The sequence below is a fragment of the Fibrobacter sp. UWR4 genome (assembly GCF_003149045.1).
Taxonomy (GTDB): Bacteria; Fibrobacterota; Fibrobacteria; order Fibrobacterales; family Fibrobacteraceae; genus Fibrobacter.
Window position 1 is genome coordinate 15,454 of the sequence record NZ_QGDU01000008.1, and the last position, 25,028, is coordinate 40,481.

Annotated in this window: 21 protein-coding genes; 12 read left to right on the forward strand and 9 right to left on the reverse strand. The window is 50.0% G+C overall.

From position 1 onward, the window contains the following. Positions 1-42: 42 nt before the first annotated feature. The 5 genes from BGX12_RS04535 (at position 43) to BGX12_RS04555 (ending at position 6,642) form a co-directional block, all read left to right on the forward strand. Complete coding sequence (locus BGX12_RS04535) at positions 43-1,290, forward strand: dicarboxylate/amino acid:cation symporter (protein WP_109734907.1); 1,248 nt, start codon at positions 43-45, stop codon at positions 1,288-1,290. A 103-nt stretch (positions 1,291-1,393) separates the two neighbouring features. Then, complete coding sequence (locus tag BGX12_RS04540; protein ID WP_146196246.1) at positions 1,394-3,193, forward strand: hypothetical protein; 1,800 nt, start codon at positions 1,394-1,396, stop codon at positions 3,191-3,193. Positions 3,194-3,224: 31 nt separating this feature from the next. Continuing rightward, positions 3,225-3,779 (forward strand): chromate transporter, encoded by a 555-nt coding sequence (locus BGX12_RS04545; protein WP_109734909.1) that lies wholly within the window; start codon positions 3,225-3,227, stop codon positions 3,777-3,779. Beyond that, positions 3,776-4,381: a chromate transporter gene (locus BGX12_RS04550; protein WP_109734910.1), complete on the forward strand. Its 606-nt coding sequence runs from the start codon at positions 3,776-3,778 to the stop codon at positions 4,379-4,381. Before BGX12_RS04545 ends, BGX12_RS04550 begins: the two co-directional genes overlap by 4 nt. Positions 4,382-4,473: 92 nt before the next feature. Further along, complete coding sequence (locus BGX12_RS04555; protein ID WP_109734911.1) at positions 4,474-6,642, forward strand: ATP-binding protein; 2,169 nt, start codon at positions 4,474-4,476, stop codon at positions 6,640-6,642. A gap of 44 nt (positions 6,643-6,686) precedes the next feature. Here the strand turns inward: BGX12_RS04555 and BGX12_RS04560 are convergent, their stop codons facing one another. The 3 genes from BGX12_RS04560 to BGX12_RS04570 are packed head-to-tail and all read right to left on the reverse strand — an operon-like array spanning position 6,687 to position 9,229. Beyond that, positions 6,687-7,436, reverse strand: coding sequence for a DUF975 family protein (locus BGX12_RS04560; protein WP_109734912.1), 750 nt, complete (start codon positions 7,434-7,436; stop codon positions 6,687-6,689). Continuing rightward, positions 7,423-8,763: a glycosyltransferase gene (locus BGX12_RS04565; protein ID WP_109734913.1), complete on the reverse strand. Its 1,341-nt coding sequence runs from the start codon at positions 8,761-8,763 to the stop codon at positions 7,423-7,425. Before BGX12_RS04565 ends, BGX12_RS04560 begins: the two co-directional genes overlap by 14 nt. Position 8,764: 1 nt before the next feature. Continuing rightward, complete coding sequence (locus BGX12_RS04570) at positions 8,765-9,229, reverse strand: hypothetical protein (RefSeq protein ID WP_109734914.1); 465 nt, start codon at positions 9,227-9,229, stop codon at positions 8,765-8,767. Positions 9,230-9,257: 28 nt separating this feature from the next. On the opposite strand from BGX12_RS04570, the gene BGX12_RS04575 reads away from it, so the two are divergent. From BGX12_RS04575 to BGX12_RS04590, 3 genes are all read left to right on the forward strand, one after another. Further along, positions 9,258-11,141: a DUF4954 family protein gene (locus BGX12_RS04575; protein WP_109734915.1), complete on the forward strand. Its 1,884-nt coding sequence runs from the start codon at positions 9,258-9,260 to the stop codon at positions 11,139-11,141. 22 nt (positions 11,142-11,163) lie between these two features. After that, on the forward strand, positions 11,164-11,703 hold the full coding sequence (locus tag BGX12_RS04580; RefSeq protein WP_158278168.1) for a M48 family metalloprotease: 540 nt from the start codon (positions 11,164-11,166) through the stop codon (positions 11,701-11,703). Positions 11,704-12,056: 353 nt separating this feature from the next. After that, on the forward strand, positions 12,057-12,935 hold the full coding sequence (locus BGX12_RS04590; RefSeq protein ID WP_109734918.1) for a hypothetical protein: 879 nt from the start codon (positions 12,057-12,059) through the stop codon (positions 12,933-12,935). A gap of 4 nt (positions 12,936-12,939) precedes the next feature. Here BGX12_RS04590 and BGX12_RS04595 read toward each other — a convergent pair whose 3' ends face one another. Further along, positions 12,940-14,007 carry a hypothetical protein gene (locus BGX12_RS04595; RefSeq protein ID WP_146196247.1) on the reverse strand — a complete coding sequence of 356 codons (1,068 nt, stop codon included), beginning with the start codon at positions 14,005-14,007 and terminating at the stop codon, positions 12,940-12,942. A 116-nt stretch (positions 14,008-14,123) separates the two neighbouring features. Between BGX12_RS04595 and BGX12_RS04600 the strand changes: the two genes are divergently transcribed. Beyond that, entirely contained in the window at positions 14,124-15,104 is a 981-nt protein-coding gene (locus BGX12_RS04600; protein WP_233246252.1) for a hypothetical protein, read from the forward strand. Positions 15,105-15,198: 94 nt separating this feature from the next. Here BGX12_RS04600 and BGX12_RS04605 read toward each other — a convergent pair whose 3' ends face one another. The 3 genes from BGX12_RS04605 to BGX12_RS04615 form a co-directional block, all read right to left on the reverse strand. Beyond that, entirely contained in the window at positions 15,199-16,530 is a 1,332-nt protein-coding gene (locus tag BGX12_RS04605) for an FISUMP domain-containing protein (protein WP_109734920.1), read from the reverse strand. A gap of 104 nt (positions 16,531-16,634) precedes the next feature. Then, positions 16,635-18,083 (reverse strand): Na+/H+ antiporter NhaC family protein, encoded by a 1,449-nt coding sequence (locus tag BGX12_RS04610; RefSeq protein ID WP_255416862.1) that lies wholly within the window; start codon positions 18,081-18,083, stop codon positions 16,635-16,637. 26 nt (positions 18,084-18,109) lie between these two features. Further along, positions 18,110-18,988, reverse strand: coding sequence for an MBL fold metallo-hydrolase (locus BGX12_RS04615; protein ID WP_109734922.1), 879 nt, complete (start codon positions 18,986-18,988; stop codon positions 18,110-18,112). A gap of 66 nt (positions 18,989-19,054) precedes the next feature. Here BGX12_RS04615 and BGX12_RS04620 point away from each other — a divergent pair, with 66 nt between their 5' ends. Continuing rightward, positions 19,055-20,005 (forward strand): sialate O-acetylesterase, encoded by a 951-nt coding sequence (locus BGX12_RS04620; protein WP_233246253.1) that lies wholly within the window; start codon positions 19,055-19,057, stop codon positions 20,003-20,005. Then, the gene (locus BGX12_RS04625) at positions 20,002-20,616 is read left to right on the forward strand and encodes a fibrobacter succinogenes major paralogous domain-containing protein (protein WP_109734924.1); all 615 of its coding nucleotides are present in this window, start codon (positions 20,002-20,004) and stop codon (positions 20,614-20,616) included. Before BGX12_RS04620 ends, BGX12_RS04625 begins: the two co-directional genes overlap by 4 nt. A gap of 87 nt (positions 20,617-20,703) precedes the next feature. Here BGX12_RS04625 and BGX12_RS04630 read toward each other — a convergent pair whose 3' ends face one another. Then, positions 20,704-22,053: a DUF763 domain-containing protein gene (locus tag BGX12_RS04630; protein ID WP_109734925.1), complete on the reverse strand. Its 1,350-nt coding sequence runs from the start codon at positions 22,051-22,053 to the stop codon at positions 20,704-20,706. Positions 22,054-22,168: 115 nt separating this feature from the next. Beyond that, positions 22,169-24,067: an endo-1,4-beta-xylanase gene (locus BGX12_RS04635; RefSeq protein WP_109734979.1), complete on the reverse strand. Its 1,899-nt coding sequence runs from the start codon at positions 24,065-24,067 to the stop codon at positions 22,169-22,171. 246 nt (positions 24,068-24,313) lie between these two features. Between BGX12_RS04635 and BGX12_RS04640 the strand changes: the two genes are divergently transcribed. Then, positions 24,314-24,907 carry a hypothetical protein gene (locus tag BGX12_RS04640; RefSeq protein ID WP_109734926.1) on the forward strand — a complete coding sequence of 198 codons (594 nt, stop codon included), beginning with the start codon at positions 24,314-24,316 and terminating at the stop codon, positions 24,905-24,907. Positions 24,908-25,028 lie beyond the last annotated feature (121 nt).

Here is a 25,028-nt window from a genome sequence, read left to right on the forward strand (position 1 = left end):
AATCTTTCTAAATTTGCGAGGAAAAAACATAGCGAGGTAAAAATGTCAAAGAATACCGATGCAAAGAAAGTCAAATCCGTAAATAAGAAACAGATCGTTATCTGGGTGGTGGCCCTGATTCTTGGTGCCATTCTGGGCCTGATCCAGAGTGAAGGTCTCCAGAACCTGATCAACTTCATCGCTTCTGTTTATACGCGCCTGTTCCAGTTTGTGGCTGTGCCTACCATTGCCCTGGCTCTCATGACCACGCTTTCCGCTCTTGGCGTGCAGAAGAATACGGGCCGTATTTTTGGACGTACCATTATCTATACCTTGCTCACCACTTTTGCCGCTGCAATTGTTGGCCTGCTCCTTTACAAGATTATCGGCCCTGCAAACCTCCCCATGGACCTGGTGAATGGCGGTGCTGCTGAAGTTCCCCAGAACCTGAGCGCCATGAGCTACTATGACCATTTCCTGAGCATTGTGCCTAACAATGTGGTGCAGCCCTTCCTCAGCGGTAATGTCCTTGGCATTTTGATGGTCGCCGCCGCAGTTGGTCTTGGCTTGGCTTTTATGCCTGAATCCGAAAACAAGTCCGCCCTGATGAAGGCTATTCTCGGTCTTCGCGAGCTCCTGTTCACCCTGATTCGCGCTCTCGTCTGGGCCTTGCCTCTTGGCGTTGTTGCTTTTGCCGCCCAGCTTTCTGCACAGGTGAACGCCGGCGTGGTGGTGGGTTCCCTGGGAAAGTATCTGGCTGTGGTCATGGGCGGTAATGCTATCCAGTTCCTCATTGTGCTGCCCCTGTTCCTTATTGCCCGCGGCCTGAATCCGCTGCATGTCCTGAAGAAGATGAGCCCCGCCGTGATGATGGCTTTCTTCACCAAGAGTTCCGCTGCAACTCTCCCCGTGACCATGCAGTCCGCCGAAGACAACCTGAAGGTGAATCCGGAAGTTTCCCGCTTTGTGCTTCCCATCTGCACCACCATCAACATGAACGGTTGTGCGGCCTTCATTTTGGTGACGAGCCTTTTCGTGATGCAGAACAGCGGTGTGGAACTGACCCTCGGCACCATGATTACCTGGGTGTTCATTTCCGTGCTTTCTGCGGTGGGTAACGCTGGCGTTCCCATGGGCTGCTACTTCCTGACCCTCTCCCTTATGGTGGGCATGAACGCAAACATCGGCGTTATGGGCGTGATCCTTCCGCTGTACGCCATCATCGACATGATCGAGACTGCAGAAAACGTCTGGTCCGATTCCTGCGTCTGCGCCATGACCAACAAGGATCTGGAAAAGTCCGCTTCCTAATTTTTTAGAACATCACGCGCGTTCATCGCATAGCTCTGCGACGCATTATGATAAACTCGTTGGTCTTGAACCGACGAGTTTTTTTGTAGCTTTTGAGATGGTTATGAGGAAAATAATCCAAATAGTTCTTCTTTCTGCTATGGCTTGCCTCTGCTTTGCTGAAGGTTCTCTCCAGCTGCTTTTTGAAACTCCAGCGGAACGCAAGGCCCGTAAAGAAGTCATGATTAAGCGGCAGATTCTGGAGACGGCGACCCGGGATAGGGACTGGGGGCGTTTTATTCCCTATAACCAGCTGGTTGATTTTTGCAATCCCGGGAATGCAAGAAAAAGTGCCGACATGCCCGTTTTTTACGGAGCTGTTGCCGAGGCGTTCCAGGATTCGATTACGCTTCTGGAGCATGAATCCCTAAGTAATCCGTCGCAGACTGAACGTGAGTATTATGAGGCTGTCCTGCAGCGTTACGGCGGTCCGGAATTCCGCCACAAGAGGGTCTCTTTCAACGTATCCAAGGTTTTTAATCCTTCTACGAACGCCTGGGAGGAACCCACCACCGAATTTACGACAGTAAATTTCAGGCTGAAGCGTGGTGTGGAAATCGACAGGGCTACAAACGAGATTCGTCATCGTGAAACTGACATTCCCTTCTGGACGACTTACGTCTTTACACCCTACGGCTATATAAAAAGCTGGGGCCCGGATTTCAAGCTTCCTGACCTTTCCTGTGCAGATGGCAATTCCATTATGCTGGTTCCTTATGAGGTGTCGTTTATCAGCAGTCTGGAATACTATTACAAGGTTATTGCAGACTTGGTCGCCCAGGGGAATTTTGACGACGTTGCTGCCATGAGCCAGATTGTTCTGGAAGATATTACGTACGATGATAATGTCTTTCGGGGAAACTCAATCTTGGATATGGATGCCGTCCTACCGCTTCTGATTTTATCCCGCCAGTATTCGGAAATTCTTAAGGTAGATGACAACTTTATGAATTATCTGGACGATGGCTATTTTTATCACGAGGAAAACAGAAGGCTCGGCATGGGTGAAGTGACCTCCCTGTCCCCTTACCTTCAGGAGGCTTTGCTTTCCTGGCAGAAATCTGAATCTGAACAGGAGGCACTGTCAAAGGAATCCCCCGAAGTTCAGGCTTACGTCAAGGTGATGGTGGCGAAGTCTCTGGGTTTATCCCAGGAGAAAATAAACAGAATCGTGAAGGAGGTTGTGCCCGGCATTGACAATGTGTCGAAGGCCTTTATCCTCCGGCATTTTTTCAGTGAGCAGGAACGTGGCGGAATCATGAATATGGGCTTCTCCTATGGCAAGCCCGTGCCTTTAGGCGATCGCTCCAGCAGGCTTCTGGATGGCGACTTTTCTTTTGATTTCCTTCTGGATTTGTCATTTGACCGTGTGGTCTATGGGTTATATGTAGGAGCCACGACGTATAACATCAAGGATAAGTCTCTCTATGAAAAGGGAGGGCTCAGCGAGGACGAGGATTACTCGCTGAGAAGCTTGAGGATCAATTTCAATATCGGCTACAGGCCTTTTATCTTTAGCTATATGGATACCTATCTATACGGTAGCCTCATTGTGGAAGAAAATTTGATTGCCGATGTTGATTCTGCGGCTGGCCTGGGATTTGCTGTGGGCGGTGTATTCGATTTCTTCTTTACGGAAAGGCAAGTTGTTACCACGTTCCCTTTGGAGGGTAACCATACCATTGAACCTATTGAGCCTGGAACTGTTCCTGTTAGGCCTGCCGTCGGTTTTTCACGACCGGGATTACGCCTGCGTGTGGAATACTCGATTCAGAAACTTCTGGACGAATACCGTAGTGGTCTTGATATTTCCCTAGGCCTTGTGTGGAACTTCTACGGATATAAGCAAGTGAAATTTGAATGATAGCTGCGCTTGTGTTTTCTAAATTTGCGTCATGCCTGAAAATTCCCGCAATATCTACCTGGATAGCTTCCTGACCTTCTTCAAGATCGGGCTGTTTACGATTGGCGGTGGCTATGCCATGATCCCGCTGATCGAGGCGGAAATTATCGAGAAGAAGAAGTGGATTGCCCGCGACGACTTTATGGACTTGATGGCTATCGCCCAGAGTTGTCCGGGTGTATTTGCCATCAACATTGCGATCTTTATTGGCTACCGCCTGCGTCGTGTGAAGGGTGCCGTTGTGAGTTGCATCGGGACGGCGCTACCTTCCTTCATTATCATTTTGCTAATCGCTTTGTTCTTCCATCAGTTCAAGGATAACGAAGTGGTGGCTGCTGCGTTCCGCGGCATTCGCCCTGCAGTTGTGGCGCTTATTGCGGTGCCCACCTATAACCTTGCAAAAAAAGCCAAGCTGAACCGCTATACTTTCTGGGTGCCCATTGCAAGTGCCCTCCTGATTTGGCTTCTGGGTGTTTCTCCGATTTTGATTATCATTGCCGCAGGTGTGGTGGGCTATCTGGTAGGTCGTCGTGGAGGAAAAAGATGATTTTCTTCCAGCTGTTCGTTACCTTCTTTAAGATCGGTCTGTTTGGATTCGGTGGTGGCTACGGTATGCTGTCCCTGATCCAGCAGGAGGTGGTGGTAAATCACCCCTGGATGAGTTCCGCGGACTTTACGGATATTGTGGCCATTAGCCAGATGACGCCTGGCCCCGTGGGAATCAACTCAGCAACTTACGCAGGCTATACCGCGCTGCAGAATACAGGTGCGGATCCCTGGGTTTGCGTGCTGGGAAGTTCTGTAGCTACCTTCTCTTTAGTGCTGCCATCCTTGATTTTGATGCTCCTGATTAGCCGCTACTTTATGAAGTACGCCAATCACGGCGCAGTTCGTTCCGTTTTCGACGGGCTCCGTCCTGTAGTGGTTGGCCTGCTGCTGGCCGCAACTCTCATGCTCTGCAATAGGGAAAACTTTGGAAGTCCAGCCCCCACGAGGGAGTTCGTCACTGGAATTGCGTTATTCGTTGTGACTTTTGCCCTTACCAAGGGAATTCCCCTGGGTTCTGGTCCTAAGGGACCCCGCAAGATTAAGATCGGCCCCATCAAGATGATTATCATCGCCGCCCTTGTGGGAATCCTTTTCCTATAAAGGATGTTTGTACACAGATTGCGTTATAATCCAAGATGGATTATTGATGGACGTCGCATAATAATGTAGTTTCGTTCATTGAGGTGAGCGAAATGGATACATCCTTTAAAGATCTTGATAGTCAATCAGTTGCGATTAATGAATTTCTGTTCCTGTTGAGCGCTTACGATAGTGGTGGCTTGATGGTCGAGGAACTGCTCCAGCGCCTGTGCGAATACTATGATGGCGATCGTGCCTGCGTCTTCGAAAAGAGTGATGTGGGAGAGGAGATCCATAGCACTTTTGAATGGTGCAAGGAAGGGGCTGTATCTGTTATTGAAAATCCCAGGGATAGCAAGAAAGGTACCTTCAAGAAATGGGATGACCGTTTCAAGAGTCAGTCTGGCCTCTATATTGAAGTGGACGAAAAACTCAAGTCCGAAAATCCCGATATTCATGCGGTTCTATCTGGATCTGGCTTGCGGAATCTTGTGGTAGCCCCGCTCCTGTATAAGGGTGAAATTATTGGTACCCTTGCGGTGGAAAATCCAAGGAAGCATGAGGATCATCTGTTACTGCTCTCCGTGGTTGCCGGAGCCTTGTATCGCGGCATCCTTTTCTCCAGAGTGCAGGAACATGAAAAGACTCTTAAGAAACAGCTGGAAGACGATATTGACGCTATTAGCGGCCTTGCCAGTGAATATCATCACCTGCTGGTAATTGATCTTGAATCAGGTGAATTTGAAACCTACTCCGAAGGTCGTAAGCTTCCCAAGGATGCAATGGATATGGGAAGTGGTTCATCCAGTTTCTATCAAGGCTTCGTGGGAGCCATGAAGTTCCTTTGCCACCCTGATGACCTGGAACAGATGTTAAAGTTTGCGAACCGCTCCTATATTAGCGAATGCCTGAAGGGAAAGAAGAGATTCTCTACGAAATTCCGCTGCCTGGACCTGGAACACAACTATATCTGGGCGAACTTCATCATGATCAAGTTCGACGATATTGACCAGGAACCCACGAGAATTTCTATTGGCTATGTCAATACCGATGCGGAAGTGGCTGCCGAAAATGCCCGTCAGAAGGAACTGAAGGAAGCCCTTGAAAGGGCTGAACTAGCCAACAAGGCAAAGACCGTGTTCCTCAGCAACATGTCCCATGATATCCGTACTCCCATGAATGCGGTGCTTGGTTTTGCGAAGCTCATGGAGAAGGAAGTGGACCATCCGGAAATTGTTTCGGACTACTTGAGAAAGATCCGTTTTTCCGGTGAATATCTGCTGTCCATTATCAATAACGTGCTGGACCTTGCAAGTATCGATAGCGGGAAGGTTCGCCTGGACGAAGGCTTTATGGATGTGATGGATGCATCCAATAGCTTTGACGCCATCATCGAGGTGGAACTGAAGAGAAAGAATATCAAGGTTATTCCGACGTCGGATATCAAGCACCGGTATGTGTATGCGGACTCCCCGAAGCTTAGGCAGATCATGGTGAACCTGGTCAGTAACGCCGTGAAATACACTGGCGAAGGTGGCGAAATTCATCTTGACTTTAGGGAACTGCCTTGTGACCGTGAAGGTTACGGCACCTACGTAACTACAGTGAGCGATAACGGCATTGGCATGTCCAAAGAATTCCAGGAAAGGATTTTTGAATCCTTCTCCCGCGAGAGGAATACTACGGACTGCGGCATATCTGGCACGGGTCTCGGCATGTCCATTGTGAAGAGGCTGGTGGACCTGATGGGCGGCAAGATCGAGATGGAAAGCGAACTGGGGAAGGGAACGACTTTCCGGATTACCAATGTCCATCGATTCGTGGAATCTCCCGAACAGTACCTGAAAGATAACATAGGCCAGAATAGTGAGAATATGGATTTTGCCGGCAGGAGAATTTTGCTTGCGGAAGATAACGAGCTAAATGCAGAAATTGCCAAGGCCATCCTGGAGGACCTGGGTCTAGTTGTTGACCATGTCATCGACGGAGTTTCCTGTGTGGATGCCATGACCAAAGCCAGCACGGATTACTATGACTTGATCCTGATGGATATCCAGATGCCCAATATGAATGGCTATGAGGCGACTCGCGAGATTCGAAAGATGGATAACCGCTTGAAGGCGAACATCCCCATTTACGCAATGACTGCGAATGCCTTTGCCGAAGATAGGAGACGAGCCCTGGAAGCGGGAATGGATGGCCATTTGGCAAAGCCTATCGATATAAGCCTTTTGCTGAAGGCCTTGTCGGATGGTTTCAGTAAACCGGCTTGCTTTGTGTAACAAAAGGCTCCGCATTAGCGGAGCCTTTTTGTCATGAAAGTTTTTTAAGCTGCTTCGTCAGAATAATCTTGAGAGTATTTCTTTTCCATCTCTCGGTAGAGAAGCATCAGGCTTGTGGAAGAATAGCTATGGATCCAGATATATGCAATTCCACAAGTGATGATGCAGAGAAGATACCATCCTGTAAATCTTGCGAGAAGCCCGAGGTATCTTCCGAGGTTCGCTTTCATAAGCTGGATGGAGTGGATGATTACGCCTATTGCATTCAGTTTCAGATTTGTGGACAGGATACAAAATGAAATTTCGTAAAAGATGTACCAGACAAGAAGGTAAATGGTATAAAGTAAGGCTGAAACAAGGATTGCTATGGGCGAAGCGAAAATGGAATCTACGTAGTCGGGATTGGTAAAGACGATGACAAACCCCAGTATGACTCCTACAATGATGTTGGGTATGTTTGCAATCAGATTTACAAGAATCGTGCGCCAATACTTGTAGCGGAAATTGCAGAAAAGATCGCTGAGTCTTGCGTCGCGCTTGAGGGCAATGTTATAGAAGAAAAAGTAAAGGCCTGCCATCAAGGGGCTAGGAATAAGAATGATGACGACCCCGCAAATTAGGAGGAAGGGCAGTTTGTAGAAAGGGTTGGAGAACTGGATGTGATCTACAGGGACGTCAAGAAAGGTGCATGCCACAATCAAGAGGTAACAGATGAAGCTAGCCCCAATGGTGAGACCCCATTTGCCACGAAGTGCTTCGCGGGCCTTGTCCATAATCTCTTTATTGCTTAACATGTTTTCTCCATACCTTGTTGTAGACTTCTATTTGTCGCTGGATGATTCCATCCCAAGAGAAGCATTCGGCAATTCTCTTGCGGGAACCTGTCAGTAGCTGCTGCACGAGGGCGGGTTCATCTGCCAGTCGCTTGAACGCATTTGCGAGGGCTTCAGGATCCTTTTCGGGTACCAGTAAACCGGACTGCCCATCCACCACTACGTCGGGGATGCCGCCCACGTTACTTGCCACGATGGGGAGGTTCAATTCCATAGCCTCGATGAGTACAACGCCCAGGCCTTCGGTGTCTCCCTTATGGTCCACAATGGCGGGTAGCGTAAAGACGTTGGCGTTCCTGTATTCAGCTTCAAGATCTTCCGGAGAAAGCTTTCCCGTAAAGATGATTTCGCAGGGACCGCCATATTCGTTCCCCGTAATGAATTCGTCGGAGGCCATGATTTCGCGAGCTTGCTTCTTCAGGTCTTCCGTCAGGTCACCTACGCCTACGATGCGGATTTCGAACTTGTCGGCGGGCAGGTACTTGGCTGCTTCTATCAGGTAGCAGATGCCCTTACGTTCGATGTGACGGCCGACGAATAAAATCTTGAACTTGCCGTTTACGGGATGGACTGCTATGGAGGCCGCGCTGGATTCTTCGCTTCGCTCAGAATGACGTGAGGATGAGTCTATGTTGTTTCGTTCAGAGATTTTCTTGTAATTTGTACTTTGTAATTCGTCATTGGAAGCGCTGCTTCCTAAGGTGGTGCCATAGGGGCTCCACTCTACGTTCACGTCGCGAAGGGCCTTGATCTTACCTGCGGTAAAGCTGCTGTTCGCAAAAATTCCTTGCGCCTGGCCTATGGCGAATTTCAAGAGGGGACGTACCCATTTCTTCTTTCGGATCAGGAGCAGTTCCGCCCCGTGGAAATTCAGTACCAGCGGGATTCTAAAAAGCTTGGCGGCACCCAGTGCGATGTAGGCGTGGGGGAATGGCCAGTGGGCGTGTATCACGTCCGGCTTCCACCTGCGGCAAAGCTTGATGCACTGGAAAAATCCGTTGATGATGTAGGGGATGGCTAGGAGCTGCAGCCAGGGTTTCGAGGCCATCTTGCTGGGGGCCCCTTCTTCGTGGGTGAGCATTTCCCAGTTTTTGGGAGCGTAGCGGAAACGGTTTACCTTTACGCCGTCGATCTCGTGGCTTTTCAATCCCTTGTAGGTGGGTGCCAGGACTTGAACGTCCATGCCTGCCTTACGCAGGTGGGCGATGGAGGCGCGCAGCCAGGGGACTTCCGCATCCTCATGGAATCGGGGGTACACGGACCCGATAACAAGAACTTTCTTGACCATCTTAGGGAGCAGGCTGGTTCAGATTGGCCAGGCCCACATTCTGGATGCAAGCGGGATACAAAATAGGCTTGATGGAATTTTTCAGGAAGTCGTCAACCTTGTCGAAACCTTCGGTCTTTGCCATCTGCAGGATACGTCCACGGACGCGTTCCCAGCCTTCGACATTGGAATCCAGCAGCAGCATGCCGAGACCGGTCTGGTTTTCCAGGAAACCGATAATGTCGCTACCGCGGCTGCTCTTGTGCAAGGACGCCATGAAGATGCTCCAGAATTTCAGATTGTCCTCGTCGGAGCCCATAGCGTTCTTGATTGCTTCAAAGTCCAGTTCAATGTACACGAAGGAACTGGAATCTTCGTCACTGCGGATAATTTCTTCCTGGCAGCGCCTTTCAAATATTTCCTCAGTGTAAATGGAAATATTATAGTTGCCTTTTCTGATTAAATTGAAAAGAGTCTCTTTCATCATCCCGTAGAATTTAGTCTATTTTTAGGGTATGCAAAGACTGCTGAAGTTGAAAAAAGTATTGAAGAATAGTGTTTTGGCCGCCTCCGTGGAAAATTTCAAGGCAATCAAGGCCGCCACCTCCAGATATCGTGCCCTGACGGCGGAAGAAATCGCCATCCTGGAAAAGAACGGCAACCGTTCCGAATCCTGGGACAAGGTTCAGGTGGAGGTGGATTTTGACGCAAATAGAATTCATCGTTCCACTTTTGCGGGCGATGTATACCTGCCTCGATTTTTTGGTACCCTGCTTCTGCCGGGTGATGTGTCTTACCCCACCGGTATTTATGACAGTCTTGTCCACAATAGTATCGTGGAGAACGCTCTGGTGTATCGCGTGTCCATGCTGTCCAACGAATTGATTCGTTGCGGCGCCGTGGTTCATCATGTGGGTTCCCTGGTAAGTTCCGGCAAGATCAACTACATGATCGGCACCTCCATGTGCGTAGGTAACGAAATGGGTGGCCGCTCCATCCTGGTGTTTCCGGAACTGACTACGGAACTGGTGGACCTGCAGCTTTTCCATAAGGCCGATGCCGAGGTTGCGGCATCCTTTGCTGAACAGTTGAAAATTTATCGTGACGAGATGGCTCTGCCTTTCGGTATTGTGGGGAAGGGTGCCGTGGTGTCCAACACCAACATCATTCGCAACAGCTGGATTGGCGCCCATGCCCGTATTGAGGGCGCCTCCAAGATTCGTAATTCCGTGGTCATGAGTTCTCTGGAAGAATCTACCCACGTTTACGATTCCGTTATTCTTGAAAACTCCAATGTGCAGATGGGCGTGAAGATTCACACCGGCGCAGAAGTGCAAGGCTCAGTCCTGATGACTCGTACTAAGGTTTGCTGCAAGGCAATCGTGAAGTCTTCCGTAATCGCACCCTGCTGCCACATTGAGGAAGGCGAAGTCAATAGCTCCTATATGGGCCCCATGACTCAGATGCATCACCACTCCTTGCTCATTGCTGCCTTGTGGCCCGAGGGATGCGGCAATTTGGGATATGGAGCGAACGTGGGCAGCAACCATACGGGTCGAATGCCGGATCAGGAAGTGATGCCGGGTCAGGCCATGTTCTTTGGCCTGGGCGTGAACATCAAGTTCCCTGCCAACTACCGTGAGTCTCCGTTTACCTTGATTGCAACGGGCGTGACGACTATGCCCCAGCGTCTGAAGTTCCCCTTCTCCCTGGTGCGCCCCGGCGATCCGCAGCTCAATGGCGTTCCCGCTCGCCTGAACGAAATTGTTCCTGGCTGGAACTACGCTTGCAATGCCTATGCCCTGGACCGAAACTCTTACAAGTATTCTGTACGAGGCAAGGGCGTGGTGCCTGCATCCTTCTATAGCATTTTCAATCCTGAAACGGTGCGCTGTGTATACGATGCATACTGCCGCTTGCAGGTAGCGACCATTCGAGACTTTTATACCAAGGAGCATATTGACGGCCTTGGTGAAAACTTCCTCCGTGAACGCGTGCGCCAGCAGGCGATCCACACTTATGCAGAATATCTGGAACGCTATGTCCTTGAAAGCATCATCACCATGGTGGTGAACGATGTGAACCTGCAGACTCAACCTGTGAAGGAATTTCGTCGCCTGATTACCACGGAACTAAACAAGGACGTGGTCCGCGTGGTGCCTCTGCCGGAAAGTTTTGAAGAACTGGTCAAGCGCTATCGCCAGCTGGAAAAGGATTGGTTTGAACGTGTATCCCATGGTCTGGACAAGGACAACGAACGCGGCCGAAAGATCTTTGATGATTATGATGATGCGCACCCGGTAGATAAGGGCTTCACGGAATGGGAAAAGTCCCGTGTGGAAGAAAAGCTCCGTCGCCTGGCTACCATCGTGAAGGTTGCAAAGCCTGAAACTGTTTAGTCCGATGGATCCTATTGTCTGGTTGATTTTTTTACTCCTGGTAGAGTTTCTGGGACGAATCGTTTTGGAAATTAGGGAGTGCCGTCTTACTCAGCAGGGTGGCGGCATCCTCATGGTTCTCCGTACGATTCCGCTGGTGAATGACATCGTTCCCCTTCCGGAAAATCGCAGGGAACCTGTGGTAGGTAACTTCGTGAAACTTCACGAGGAAGGCCACAAGATGCTCCGTCACGCAACGCTGCGCAATGTGTTCAAGATAATGATGCTCATGCTGGCTGTTGCCTGGATTGCGTTCGTCCTGACTCAGATGGGCGCTTCCTTCATGGAGGCAATCCTGTGGCTGCACCTGGTTGCAATTCCCGGCAGGATGGTTTTCCATGGTTTCTGCTGGAATCAGGAATACGAAGCGGACACTTACGCTTTCCGCCAGCTGGACAAGAAAGTCGCGAGGAATGCCCTGCGGGAACTGGAATCCTGTGAAATCCCCCATACCAAATTGTTCGCCTTGATTTATCGAGAACACCCTACCGCAACTCTCCGCAGGACAAAGCTGCACGTTTAAATTTTTTGTGCGGGCCATGTTTTGTGGGTAAATACGAGCGAGCGGTTGTTTTTTACCCACAAAAATTTAGTTTGTATGTAGTGTAGGCTGCGCTGAAATAAAAAAAATGTGGGTAAAACATAGGGGGGGGGATTTGTTTTACCCATAATTCCTGGGGTGGAGTGGGCGCTATTCCCCTTCAATTGGAATTTTTTGTGGGTAAAACAGAACGACTTCTTGGCATTTACCCACATTTTTTCTGGAAATAGCTTTTCTCCCCGGAAGCTGCCCGTTATGTCAACTACTGGTTGCAAAATGAATACTTGTCAAAATATTTTGTACTTTCGTTGATTTTTTCTTAGAACTTTAGGTGCATGGGTAAAAAACGCAATAATGAAGTCCTCCGCGAAGAAGAATTATCTGAAGAAGACATTGAAGGTTTGTCCCCAGATACAGTAGTACCTGCTGTCTCTAATCGGATTGTCCAACTTGAACGTCTGCTTGATAAAGTGACCCGCTCTCAGGTTCGGTTAAAGCGCGATGCACCGGTAGGAAGGCTTCGTGTGGACAAGTCGGGCAAATATGTTCGCTATTATCATATCCAGGAGAAAGGCGATACCCATGGAGTCTATATCCCTAAGAGCGGCTTGTCTTTTGCTCGGAATCTTGCTCAACAAGAATACAATTCGAAAATATTGGGTGTTATTGAAAAACAATTACGGATTCTGCAGCGCCTTTCCAGGGAATATACTCCTGGGCAAATGGATGAACCGCTAGAAAACTTAAATGCGGATAAACGACCATTGATTTTACCTGTTCAGTTATCCTGCGAAGATTTTGCTCAACGCTGGCTACGGAAAACCTATGAACATAAATCCTTTGCCGAAAATGCGTTGGAGTATTATACTGCAGACGGGCTTAGGGTACGTTCAAAATCTGAAGTGATTATTGCGGATACGCTTTCCCGTATGGGTGTGCCTTTTAAATATGAGTGTCCCTGCAGAATCAAGGGGCTGGGTAAAATTCATCCGGATTTTACTTGCTTGAATCTTCGTACCCGAAAAAATATTCTCTGGGAACATTTCGGTATGATGGATTCTCCGGATTACAGCGCTAGGGCGGTCGCTCGAATAAATAATTATGGGTCGTCGGGATATAACCTCGGTCTGAATCTTATTGCGACCTTTGAGACTGCATCGGATCCCCTAAGTGCCAAGACTGTAGTACGAATGATTGAACTGTACTTAAAATGACTCTCTAGAACTTGCGGGTGAACGTCATCATGATGACCTTCATGCCCCATTCGTGTCCCTTGCGGTTCTGCAGCAGTTCTTCTGTAGCTTCGTAATGGTATTTTTCGTAGGCTCGATCCCTGTTGAAGGCGGTGAGCAGCATTCCACTCCAGTCGTCGCTGATTTTTACGCTCAGCATGGGCATGATGCTGATAACCGTAAAGTACGGGTCGTAGCCATCGTAGACTTCGTCGAACTTTGTGGACCTGAAGAAATTGCTGGCGTTGACGTTGACCATCAGCATGGGGATCCGCTTGAAGGGCAATATGTAAATGAGGGTTCCGCCATAGCGGTAACGCCAGCCGTTTGCCGAGTACTCGGAACCGCATTTCCAGATTTCGCCGTCGTCTGCATCTGTGTAAGCGGTATAGGTCCAGCTGACATTTGGACGGAGGATGATTTTTGTCCAGTCGTTTTTGGGAAGGAACGCGATGAGAGGGATGGTGGCCACTACCCGGAACTTTGCCCCGTAGGCAAAAGATGTTAGGAAGGTGTCTCCGTCAAAGTTGCCTTTTTCCGGATTGTACACCCCCATGAAGGTGGCGTAGTCTCCGTAATTGAAGGACGAGTGGATATTTCCGGAAACACCCAGCTCCAGCAGGTGCATCAGCTCCAGGGCGGCGTCCAGATTGATACCCATGTCCATGATGCTGAGGTTTCCGTCGGCTAGCCCCTTGAGGGTGATGAACCTCCCGAAGTCCTTCTGTATGGTTCCGGTGGTGTTCCATGCCACAGGGAATGCTAGCGGGAAAAACGGCCAGTTATGCAGTTCCTTGGAGTTTTTTAGGGCCTTGTGCGTCAACGCGAATGCTGCCCAGGTAAAACTATGGTCCAGACGGATTTTAAGACTGGAGCTGTCGCCGGATGTATCTGCAATAGGGGGTGTACCTGTATTCTCCGGCGTTTTATTTACATCGCTGGCGGAAGCATCCTTAGGTGTCGCAAAAACAGATGTTGCACAGAATATGACCAGGAAAATTGAACCTAGCAGTTTTATCTGGAAACGTTTATTCCTGGACATTGGCTTCATCATAAGGGAAAATTTAGAATGAATGGGGATGACGAGGGGCGAAAGGGCTCTTTTAGCGGATGAGAAACGGAAATTTGAGGATGAGCAAATTTGTATATTCCTTCTGCAAAGAGGTATTTATGTCCTGTAGATTTTTGTCCCTGATGATTTTGTCCTTGGCCGCAGCGTCCTTCGCGTTTGACGTAAGCGTCAATGCCAAGGTGGATAACGCCCAGGTTTTTATCGGTGACCGTTTCAATTACGAAATTGTGGTAACCGCTCCTGAAGACGCCATTGTGGACTTGCCCAGCTTTGTGGGTAACTTGGGTAGCTTCGAAGTGAAGGAAATCGTCAACGATCGTGTAACCGAAGGTATGCCTAAGGGAACTGCGAAATTCCTGTGGCAGGCAACCCTCAATACTTTCATCAGTGGCGATTTCATGATCGCTCCCCAGCAGGTTACTGCCGTGGTGGGAAAGGATACGGTCCGCACCAATACGGACCCTGTTGCCGTGAAGGTGGCTACCCGTACCACTGGCGATGAACAGGATATTATTGAAGTGGAGGATCCTCTGGACGATCCTCGTATGCCTCAGTGGGTCATTGTAGGTGCCATTGTGATGGGCGCTATCATCCTGGTGCTTCTGGGTATGCTTCTTCATAAGAAATTCCGTAAGCAGGGCGCAGCTCCCCAGTTGCCGCCTTACGAAGAAGGGGTGCTTGCCCTCAAGGAACTCCGCGGTAAGAACTATCTCGCAATGGGTGACCAGGCCAGCTACTTTATGGGTGTTGGCGTCATTGCTCGCCGCTATATCGAACGGCGCTTTGGTGTGGATATTTTGGATGCTACCGTGGCCCAGCTGAAGCAGCGTATGTCCCAGGTTTCCGGCTTGCCTCAGGCTTACAAGGAATCCGTGGTCACGTTGGCTGTAGAGACAGAGCCGGTCAAATTCGCCAAGATGAAACTGGATGGCGAACGCTGCAAGTTCTGGGATGAATGGGCCGATCGCCTGCTGGAAGATACCAAGCCCACTCCCGAAGAGGAAGCCGCCAATAAGGAAGCCTTGAAGGCCGCTCTCAACGATGTCAAGGCCGCCAAGAAAAAGGCCAAGAAGAAATAGCCCCGCACATCTTTTCCCTTAAAAAAACGGTCGGCGCTCCGAAGAGGGCCGACTCGTTTCTGTAACCTTTTTCGTCAAAAATTGCGTTTTGATACTAGTCCTGGATACAGCGGACTGAGTTGAAGTCGAATTTACCGCCTTCACCAAGTTCGGCGTCCCCGAAGAGATGGTCTGAAATGATGAGAGTCGTCTTTTTTTCGCTGTACTCTGGAGTCATCACCCACATGACGGCGCGATCGTTATATTCCAGGAAGGTGGAGCCATCGATTTCCATGCCGCCGAAGTCAAGGATAGAACCAGACGGATAGGCGGTGAATCCATAGTCATCTTCATGGGTGTACTCGTCCCATCCTTCTGCGGACTTGAGAGTAAGTCTTGCTCTAAGAGCGAAGTCATCTACAAGATCCAGCAGCGGTTGCCACTCTTCGGCTGATGGCAGGTGCCAGCCGCTGGGGCAAACTTTTTCCGCATCGCTATAGGTGTAGAGCTGGCCGTACCTGTGGGGATTCTTTTCCTCGCCGGTGAGAGTTCTACTGGAATCTGTTTTATAATTCAGGTTTTCTCCCATCCATACCTGGTTCCCGATGACGATGGTTCTGTATGTTTGACCATCGCGGGAGTCCTTCATGGTCCCCTCGGTTTCCTTGATGCAACGAACCGGCAGACGGTAACTCTTGGAGGGAAGAGCGTACATATCGCTGAACAGGAAGGTTGGTGAACTGTTGGTTTTGTTCATCTCTACAGCGGCGGCGTGATTTTCATCCAGTTCTTCGCCGACCCAGAAATAAACGGAGTAATTCAGTCCACTCCAACCCTCTTCACCGAGGGTGTCTGTGCCTACGGTGTCAATGCCGGTAAAATGAGCGCCGAAGCCGTAAAGTCCAGCACCGTCCAGGCCTTTAGACGAAGTGAGGAAACCTGTGTATTCGTAATACCCGGCGCGCCAAGTTTCCTTGTCGATTAACTTCCAGTCCTTGCGGGTCGGCAAGCGCCAGCCTTCGGGGCAAGATTTCATCGCGCTTTCCCAGGTGTAGAATCGGCCGTAGTCTTCGCAGTTTTCGGGATTCCAGTAAATGCAGGTGCTTTCGCCGTCGTCGTAGTTCAGGTTTTCTGCCATCCACGACTGGGTGAATATATGGGCTACTTTGTAAGTGCGACCGTCGCGGGAATCCACAAAGTGGTCGGGATCTACCGGTTCCTTGGCCTTGGAACTGGAGGAAACGCTTTCATCCAGAGAATTAACAGTGCTGGAGCTGGAACTCTTAAGGGAATCTGCAGCGCTGGACAATTCATCGTCATGTATATCGGAACTGGAGACCGCTGTGTCGGAGTTGCCGTTGTCCGAAACCGGTGCGGAACTTGAGTTGTCGTCTCCGCAGGCTACGAGAAATAGAGTCGATGCAAGGAAAATAAGCCATCTGTTCATGAGAACGTCCTAACCTTAGTTATTTGATATTGCTTAATGTATATTTTTTTTCAATGTCAAGATTTCGATTTGTAAATCGTTCAACTTTGACATTGATGCCGCTCCTACTTCTTTCTCTTGGGTGAGATGGCAATAAATGCCAGCACGCTGATCAAGAGTAAGAATGGGTAGAACATATAGGGGATGATGTCGAGGGCGCTGACGTTAATGGCGCCTGCGGCGTTACCTGCGGCGACTGCTGCAGCACTTGCCGCGGCGATGGCGGAAAGGGCCACCAGCATTTGGGCTCCATAGGGGAGCAGCCCCTGGACGATACATCCGAAAATGTCAAGGAGGGAGGCGGTCTTCTGCGGGGAAATTCTGTACTCGTCGCTCATCTGCTTGGCGATGGGAGCCGCCATGACGATTGCCACGGTGTTGTTTGCGGTGGCTACGTCCATGGCGCTTACCAGAAGGCCTACGCCCAGCTGGCCGCTCTTGTGGCCCTTAAATACCTTGTGGATGAAATCGAGAAGGGCGGCAAAGCCACCGTGAATGCGGATGAGGCCGCAAAGGACGCTGACGAGAACCGCCACCATGATGGTTTCGTACATGCCGGAAATACCGTTGCCGATATGGGAGAGAAGTCCGACAAAGTTGAGCTCGCCGCTACCTACCATGACGACGGCGGCCGCTACGATACCCACCAGAAGGACTGTAAAGACGTTTATGCCTGTAAGTGCCAATACCAAAACCAGAACGTAAGGCACCAGCTGTATCAAATGGTAATCGGAAGAAACAACCTGGTGCGCATCCGTCATAAAGGAGATGATGGTGATAATCACGATGGCGGCGAGGGCTGCGGGGAGTGCGATCCAGAAGTTGACGCGGAACTTGTCCTTCATGGCGCAACCCTGTGTGGAGGTGGCTGCGATTGTCGTATCGGAAATGAACGAAAGGTTGTCGCCGAACATGGCGCCGCCAATAACGGAGGCTACGCAGAAAGGAATGCCGAATCCTGCGGCGCCTGCAACTTCAATGGCGATGGGGGAAACCACGGCGATGGTGCCTACGGAAGTTCCCATGGCGGTAGAAACGAAGGCGGCAACTACGAACAGGACCACAACTGCAAACTGCGCCGGGATGAAATCCAGAAGCAGGTAGGCTGCGGCGGAAGCGCTTGAACGTCCGAGAATTCCCGCGAAGATGCCTGCGCAGAGGAACACCAGAATCATGAGGAAAATGTTGCGGTCGCCGATGGCCCCTGCCATGACGTTCATCTTCTTGTCGAAATTCAGTTTGCGGTTCTGGATGCAGGCGACGAAGATGGCCACCAGGAATGCGGCCACAATGGGAATGTTATAGAATCCCATGGGAATCTTCAGGACGTATTCGAAGGTGATGCCCATGCCCAGGTAAAGCACCAGGAAGACGGCGATGGGGAGGAGGGCCTTGGGATTGCCCTTGATATTTTCAAGATGGGTGAGGGAAATACTTTCGTTTTTCATGTTCAATAAGATAGTATTGTTTTTGATTACTTGTTTAAAATCGTCATCCTGAACGTAGTGAAGGATCCATATCCTTGAGTGCAGCTGAAAGGCTAAATTTCTATTTCCAAACCCGTATACATTTGCTCTGCGCGGTCTCCAAGGACTTCTCGAAGAATCTCGAAGGCGCGTTCCCCGGTGCAGTGGCCGGTATAAATTTTCTGAACATCGAGGGCGCGGAGGCGTTCCGCAAATTCCCGGACTTTTGCGTCGGGCGTTTTGAAGAGATGGAACCCTCCCAGGAGAGCGTAAATTTTCTTGTCGGGGAAAGCCTGCTGGACTTCCTTCACGATGTTGTCCGCCCCGCCGTGACTGCAGCTGTTCATGACGAATAGTCCCTCGGGAGTGTCAAATACCAGACTCTGCTCGTGGTCATAACTGTCGGGGCGGAACTTGCCGTTTTCCTTGACGTACTGACCTACGGAGCGCCCGATGGCGGCGCGTCCTGCGGAATCCAGCACGCGGTCGGAATGCCCTACCAGATATACGCCCGGCTGGATTTCTACGGGACTGCCGGCGGAGTCTGCGGAACCGCCCACAAATTCAATGCGGTGACTGTAGCGCTTGAGCCATCCGCGGTGTATGCCGATGTATTTATGACGGGTGAAGAACTTCAGAAATTTCCGTGTGCTGTAGCAGTTCTCGCCGGCGCCTTTCCGTAGGTAGAATTTGGCGTGGCTGTTGACCTTAAAGAAGGCTTCCAATCCATCGGAGTGATCGAAGTGGGCGTGACTTAATACGCCTGCGTCCACAGCGGATAAGTCCAGATTCATGGCGCTTGCATTGGCGGCGAACTTCTGGGAAGCGCCTGTATCCAGCAATATCTTGCGGCCATTGTATTCAATAAGGGCGGCGAGGCCCCATTCCGGCTGCAGAATGGCGCAGGAATCTTCCGAGGATTCACGGTTATCGATCAATACTTGTATTATCATCCAGCGTCAATTATAAAAACGAAATCACGTAAATTTTTTTTAAGGTATATTTATGGCATGGTCAGGATGGTAAAAACAATTGTTTTCGCAGCGATAATCGCCATGTCTATGGCGTGGTCCGAACCTGACCCCAATTTCCATATTTACATCGCTTACGGTCAATCCAATATGGAAGGTGCCGCAAATGCCGAAGACGGCGATCTGGTGGAACATCCCCGATTCAAGCTGATAGCTTCCCAGGTTTGTGACCGACATCATCGTGATACAATTGGTGCGGTATATCCTGCCATTCCGGGGCTATCCGGTTGTGGTAACGGAATTTCCATTGCGGACTGGTTTGGCCGTACCATGGCGGATAGCACGCCGAAGGTGACCATCGGTATCGTGAGTGTGGCGGTGGGTGGCGCCTCCATTAAGTTGTTCGATAAGGATCAGTACGCAGATTATATTCCTACCGAGGATTGGGATTTTCAGAGGCGCGTAAAGTTGTATGCAGAGGATGGAAACATCCCGCAGCTTTTGGTTGATTTGGGAAAGAAGGCAAAGGAATTGGGCGTCATCAAGGGTTTTATTTTCCATCAGGGCGAAACGGACAACATTGATCCCGAATGGCTGGAGACGGTGCGTAAGACTCGCTTTGATCTTTTGGAGGCCTTGGATTTAAGTGCCGATACGGTTCCCTTTGTGGCGGGACAGTTGCTGCGTAGTGGCTCTGTTTATCCTGGCCAGGTTGACCGATTGCCCCGCATTATGGAAAATACTTACGTGGTTTCTTCCGAAGGATTGGGCGGGAAGGATAACTTCCATTTCACTCATGATTCCTACGTTGAGTTTGGCAAGCGCTATGCGCAGAAAATGCTGGAGACTCAAATGCCTGAGCCTCCTACAAAGATTTATGCCCGGAAAGAAACAGCCCGTCATCCAAGGAAAGTGGGTGCCGGACGTGCCTACGATTTGATTGGCCGTCTGTTGACTGGTAATCAAAAATCCAATTCACATATTTGGCGTTTTAAATGAGCTGTAGAATTTTTTTATTCCTCTGCATGATGTGTCTGCCTGTAATGGCGCAGGTCCTGAAGGACCCGCGTGACAATCAGGAATATAGGACTGTGCAAATCGGGACGCAGACCTGGATGGCGGAAAATTTGAGCTATGAAACTGAAGGGAGCTTTTGCTATACCCGCTTTGGTTATGACTGCCGTAAGTATGGTCGCTTTTATTCCTGGGATGTGGCGAAGGATGTTTGCCCTGTGGGATGGCACCTGCCTACTGCCGAGGAATTTGACCAGCTTTTTGCTGCGGTGGGCGGTCGTGACTCCGCGGGCATCAAGTTGAAATCTTCCGATGGCTGGAGCCATTATGGAAATGGCAGCGACGAGTTTGGGTTTAATGCGACGCCCTCGGGTTTCCGCGATTACCGCGGCCGCTTCGATCGCCAGACCATGTATGCGTACCTCTGGAGTGCAACGGATGCCGCCGAACTGTCTACGGATGAGGCTGCGGCAAGCGCAGGACCTAGCAAAAAGGCTGTGGGCGTTCACATGATGGCTGGCCGCAAGGATGTTTCCGTTTATCCTTACGCTAAAGACTTTGGGCTGTCTGTGAGATGCGTGAAAGACGGAAAATGAAGTCGGAAAAAGGCTAAATTTGTAAAATAGGTTACTAATTGTTCTTTTAGAGGGCGTTTAGTAACCTATTTTTCGAAAAAGAACTTTTTAAACCGTTCTTCCGCCCCATTCGATTGAATGGCTGCGCTCGTGTTCCAAGGTCTTGTCAAAATCGGCCAGAGGTTCGCAGTCTTTTTCGATGGCAAGTTGCGTTGCGTGTAATCGATTCAAACAGTCCATCTTTTCGCGATCGCCAATTTTGGCGTGCTCGATGGCGCCTTTTAAAACGCGGATGGATTCGTCGTAAACGCGGGTGGGAACAGGGAAGGGATGGCCATCCTTTCCGCCGTGGGCGAAGGAATAGCGGGCGGGGTCCCTAAAGCGGGAAGGTGTTCCGTTAATCACTTCGCTTACAAGTGTCAACGATTGCAACGTGCGGGGGCCAAGTCCCGGTGTTAACAGCAGACTTTCAAAATCCTTGGGGTCGGATTCGTAGGCGGTTGCAAGTACGCCCCCAAGGCGCTTCAGGTCCACATCTTCTGCGCGGACTTCATGGCGGTTGGGCATAATGCAATCCCGGGAAGAATTTGCGATAATGGGATCTCGGCAGGTTGCCCTTGCGACGTCCATTCCTGCGCGAGCGATTTCCCACGGGGCTGCACTTGATAGGGGATTGCCGGAGGCGTCAACAAGTTGGGATTCTGGCGGGGCGAACAAATCCATTTGGGGCGAAACAATGACAGAAGAATTGGGAGCCACAATCTGCTGGATTTCCCGCATCATCCTGTCGGGATTTTCGTGAGTGAGTTCTAGAATGGAACTGCGAGTGCTACGCGCGTCTTGGTGCGTGAGGTTCAGGATTTGCCCGCGGTTTTCGCCCACCACGCCGGCGTGGGGCTCTTCCACAAAGGACCGCAAGCTGGATGAACACCAGTGGTAACGTCGGGCGGCTTTGGCGCCTGTATTCATGCCCTGCTGAACTACCGCCCAGTCCCCTTCGTCGGTCACAATAAAGTTATGCTGGTAAAGCTGGAAACCGTCTTGAACCGCAGTGTTGTCCACCTTGGCGCAAAGGCAGCTAGTGCGCTTCAGGTAATACCCGTCCACGCCGGTCTTGTCTGCTATCTGCAGCAATTCATTTGGCGTCTCCCGAGAGAATTTTCCGCGTCCGCCGCACACATAAATTCCAAGGTCCCTTGCAATGGGGTTCAGCCCACGTTTTAATGCGTACATCACGCTGGTGGTAATTCCCGAAGAATGCCAATCCATTCCCATGACCGCTCCGAAGGACTGAAACCACAGCGGGTCGCTTAAACGAACCAGGAATTCCCTCTTGCCGTAATTTTCTACGATGGATTCGGCAATGAGCCTGCCCAAGTCACGCATACGGTCCGCAAGCCAACGGGGAACAGTCCCCGTATGCAAAGGCAAGTCCGCTACACCAGTACGTTTGGGCATAAATAAAAATTAGTTCATTCTAGAACAAAGTTTATTCAATGAAGTGGTTAACAGACTAAAAAAGCCCCCGGAGAAATATCCGGGAGCCTAGTTTTGGGTTTGTATTAATTTCGCATTATTCGGTGATGCGGAAGGAGTGCATCTGCTTAGTGTTCTTGTTACGGATGTAGTAGACTCCCTTTGCGAAATTAACGTCACTATCCTTGATGAAGGAGATTGCTTGGCCGAAGCTGTAGGCTCCAATGCGGCCCATGAACGTGCCCTGCATATCAAAGATGTCGAAGTCCTGACGGGTTGCAAACTCGAAGTTGAGACCCTGTCTGATGGCATCGCCTCCTTCAATAGGAGAAGAGGATGATTCGGGATTCGGATCGGTTGCCACGGAGCTAGAAGACTTTTCAATCGGGTTCGGGTCGGCTTCACCCTTGGCCACGATGTTCATGTAGTCAATGTCAAGCCAGGCGCCTGTGACAGTGAAGCGCAGGATATGCTTGCCCTGGGTGAGGTTCACATCGAACGCAACCTTATTGTAATCGTCGTAGTTATCTTCGCCAGATGCGGCTGCAGGAACGGCAATCTTTTCGGAGATAGCCTTGCCGTCCATGGAGAGCTGGAAGCTGGAGGTGGAACCTGCGGCTGCAACGGCAGCATAAACGGTGTATGTACCGGTTTCTGCAACGTTCACAGTGTATTCCAGCCAGTCACCTTCGTTGTTGTAGCCAACCACGATGCGGTTGTTGGATTTCTTGTAAAGGTCGACGCCGGTATCCTTACGGTAGTCGCTATCTCCGTGATTTTCGAAATCAGCGTCGCCGTAGGAGTCATTGCCGGAACCAACGCCCGGAATATCGAAGTCTTCCATCTGGATGATGCCAGGAATTGCAAGGGGAGAGCCTTTGAACGGTGTCTGCGGTTCCGGTTCAGCGGTAATGCCGGTAGCAAGACCAGTTGCATTTACGCCCTTGTTGTTTTTAAGATATTCCTTCATCCAAGTCAATGCCGGACGATCCTGGCCATTTCTGACGAGGCCGGAGCAACCGTTCGCTTTACCATTACAGTTAAGCCAGGTCTGACCGTAGATCCACCCCCAAATGGTGATACCGGCAACATAGGGGTCCTCCATCCAGTACTTCACCTGTTCGGAGTAGCACTGCTTCTGGATGCCATCATCAGTAGACGGGACGTCGTATTCAGAAATCAGCACGGGGAAATTATTAGTTTCCTTATGGATCTTCTGCATGGTAGCAACGAAATTATTGTAATTCATGCAGACGCCGCCACCGCCAGTACCACCAGCCTGACCACCGTCACTCATCAAGTCATGAGCCTGGAGGCCATATGCGTCAACCGGAGCGCCGTTCTTTCGGATGGTGTTGATCAGGTTGATGCCCTGGTCCACATGCCACTGGATGGTGTTATAGTCGTTATAAATAAGGATTGCCTTGGGCCAGCGTTCACGGGCCATCTTGAAAGCGGTAGTCAAGAATGCGTAATCGCCGTTGTTGTCGCCACCCAGTGCAGGGATAATCTTGGTTCTGGTATAACCGGAATGATACTGACCATTGCCAGTACGAATTGCTTCGTTGGCCACGTCGATCATTTCGAGGTCGGGATAGTGGGCCTTTACAGCGTCAAACCAGGTGGTAATAGCCTTCTTGGTTTCGTCAACGCTCAAACTTTCCAGCCAACCGGGGTACTGACCGCCCCAAAGGAGGGCGTGGAACTTGAAATGACCACCATTGTTTTTTGCCCAGTTGTAGGCAGCGTCGCAACCAGCCCAGTTGAACTTGCCACGGGTGCCTTCGATGGAGCCCCACTTACAGCCGTTTTCGGCGGTAGCTTGGTTCCACAGCTGAGTAAACTGGTCGTTAGGGCCAGGAGCTGTGTTAGACTGGGTAATGTTACCGATAAACTTTGCGGCACCATCGGCAATACCCGGACCAGCAACGGCCGGTACTGCACAGGAAGCTGCTAGAGCAAGGCCTGCAGCGAAATTTGCGAAATGCTTTTTCATTTCCACCATCCTCATACAAGATTTTTACACCACCACATGTTAAACTATTCTGAAATGGAGTAATGGATGATAGGGGTGAAGCAACTTCTATGGACAAAATATCCATAAGGAGGGATTGTTTAAAAGTTCTGTACAACGCGTTTTTTTGCTTATTTCAAATATGGCCGTGGTCAATTCGACATTTTTTAGAATATTTCTAGGGAGTGCAGTTGTGTAAACAATTGTGTACATAAAAAGGAATGCTATATGAACTTCAAAAAAATTCTCCTAGGGTCCGCCATTTTTGCGGCAGGCTTCGGTCTTATCGCCTGTGGTGACGATAGTTCTTCTGGTACCAATGACGATGAAATTTCCGAAGAATCTTCTTCCTCTGCAAAATCATCCTCTTCCGTCGAAAAATCTTCCTCTTCGCGCTGCATTGAAATGGTGCTGGATTCTGCAATCCTGACCAATGATATCAACTCCGATACGCAGCAGTCTATTAGCCTTAAGACTGGTGGCGAAATTCCCAAGCACCTGGAGCTTCGCGTTGATGTCGATACCGTTATGTTTGAAAGGAGCATGCTTCTTTCTGTCTACGAAGCCGACTTAAGCACCGGCCTGAAGCCTGGCACCCTGCCGGCAGAAACTCCCGTATGCAAGAGCATGTTCGAAATCAACGAAGATACGGAAATCAGCAGCTCTATATTCGGTGCAACCGATGGAACTTGGTACATCGCAAAGGATAGCGACAATGAGATCTATCCGTTCTTTGCAACCGATATCAAGGTAGAGTCCACAGAAGATCAGACCATAGGTCAGCTGAAGCTATACTACTACAAGAAGAAAGATCTTCGCTAAGCTTACGATTGTTCCGCAAAGAAGCCTCCCCTTGAGGGAGGCTTTTTGTCTATTTATAAGGGTGCAATATGTATTCATATCCCCCAAAAAGAATGTATTTTCAATAGAGTCTGCACTTCTT

Coding starts and splice junctions, on each gene's coding strand:
- BGX12_RS04535 (WP_109734907.1), top strand. CDS start 43: ATGTCAAAGAATACCGATGCAAAGAAAGTCAAATCCGTAAATAAGAAA.
- BGX12_RS04540 (WP_146196246.1), top strand. CDS start 1,394: ATGAGGAAAATAATCCAAATAGTTCTTCTTTCTGCTATGGCTTGCCTC.
- BGX12_RS04545 (WP_109734909.1), top strand. CDS start 3,225: ATGCCTGAAAATTCCCGCAATATCTACCTGGATAGCTTCCTGACCTTC.
- BGX12_RS04550 (WP_109734910.1), top strand. CDS start 3,776: ATGATTTTCTTCCAGCTGTTCGTTACCTTCTTTAAGATCGGTCTGTTT.
- BGX12_RS04555 (WP_109734911.1), top strand. CDS start 4,474: ATGGATACATCCTTTAAAGATCTTGATAGTCAATCAGTTGCGATTAAT.
- BGX12_RS04560 (WP_109734912.1), bottom strand. CDS start 7,436: ATGTTAAGCAATAAAGAGATTATGGACAAGGCCCGCGAAGCACTTCGT.
- BGX12_RS04565 (WP_109734913.1), bottom strand. CDS start 8,763: ATGGTCAAGAAAGTTCTTGTTATCGGGTCCGTGTACCCCCGATTCCAT.
- BGX12_RS04570 (WP_109734914.1), bottom strand. CDS start 9,229: ATGATGAAAGAGACTCTTTTCAATTTAATCAGAAAAGGCAACTATAAT.
- BGX12_RS04575 (WP_109734915.1), top strand. CDS start 9,258: ATGCAAAGACTGCTGAAGTTGAAAAAAGTATTGAAGAATAGTGTTTTG.
- BGX12_RS04590 (WP_109734918.1), top strand. CDS start 12,057: ATGGGTAAAAAACGCAATAATGAAGTCCTCCGCGAAGAAGAATTATCT.
- BGX12_RS04595 (WP_146196247.1), bottom strand. CDS start 14,007: ATGATGAAGCCAATGTCCAGGAATAAACGTTTCCAGATAAAACTGCTA.
- BGX12_RS04600 (WP_233246252.1), top strand. CDS start 14,124: ATGTCCTGTAGATTTTTGTCCCTGATGATTTTGTCCTTGGCCGCAGCG.
- BGX12_RS04605 (WP_109734920.1), bottom strand. CDS start 16,530: ATGAACAGATGGCTTATTTTCCTTGCATCGACTCTATTTCTCGTAGCC.
- BGX12_RS04615 (WP_109734922.1), bottom strand. CDS start 18,988: ATGATAATACAAGTATTGATCGATAACCGTGAATCCTCGGAAGATTCC.
- BGX12_RS04620 (WP_233246253.1), top strand. CDS start 19,055: ATGGTAAAAACAATTGTTTTCGCAGCGATAATCGCCATGTCTATGGCG.
- BGX12_RS04625 (WP_109734924.1), top strand. CDS start 20,002: ATGAGCTGTAGAATTTTTTTATTCCTCTGCATGATGTGTCTGCCTGTA.
- BGX12_RS04630 (WP_109734925.1), bottom strand. CDS start 22,053: ATGCCCAAACGTACTGGTGTAGCGGACTTGCCTTTGCATACGGGGACT.
- BGX12_RS04635 (WP_109734979.1), bottom strand. CDS start 24,067: ATGAAAAAGCATTTCGCAAATTTCGCTGCAGGCCTTGCTCTAGCAGCT.
- BGX12_RS04640 (WP_109734926.1), top strand. CDS start 24,314: ATGAACTTCAAAAAAATTCTCCTAGGGTCCGCCATTTTTGCGGCAGGC.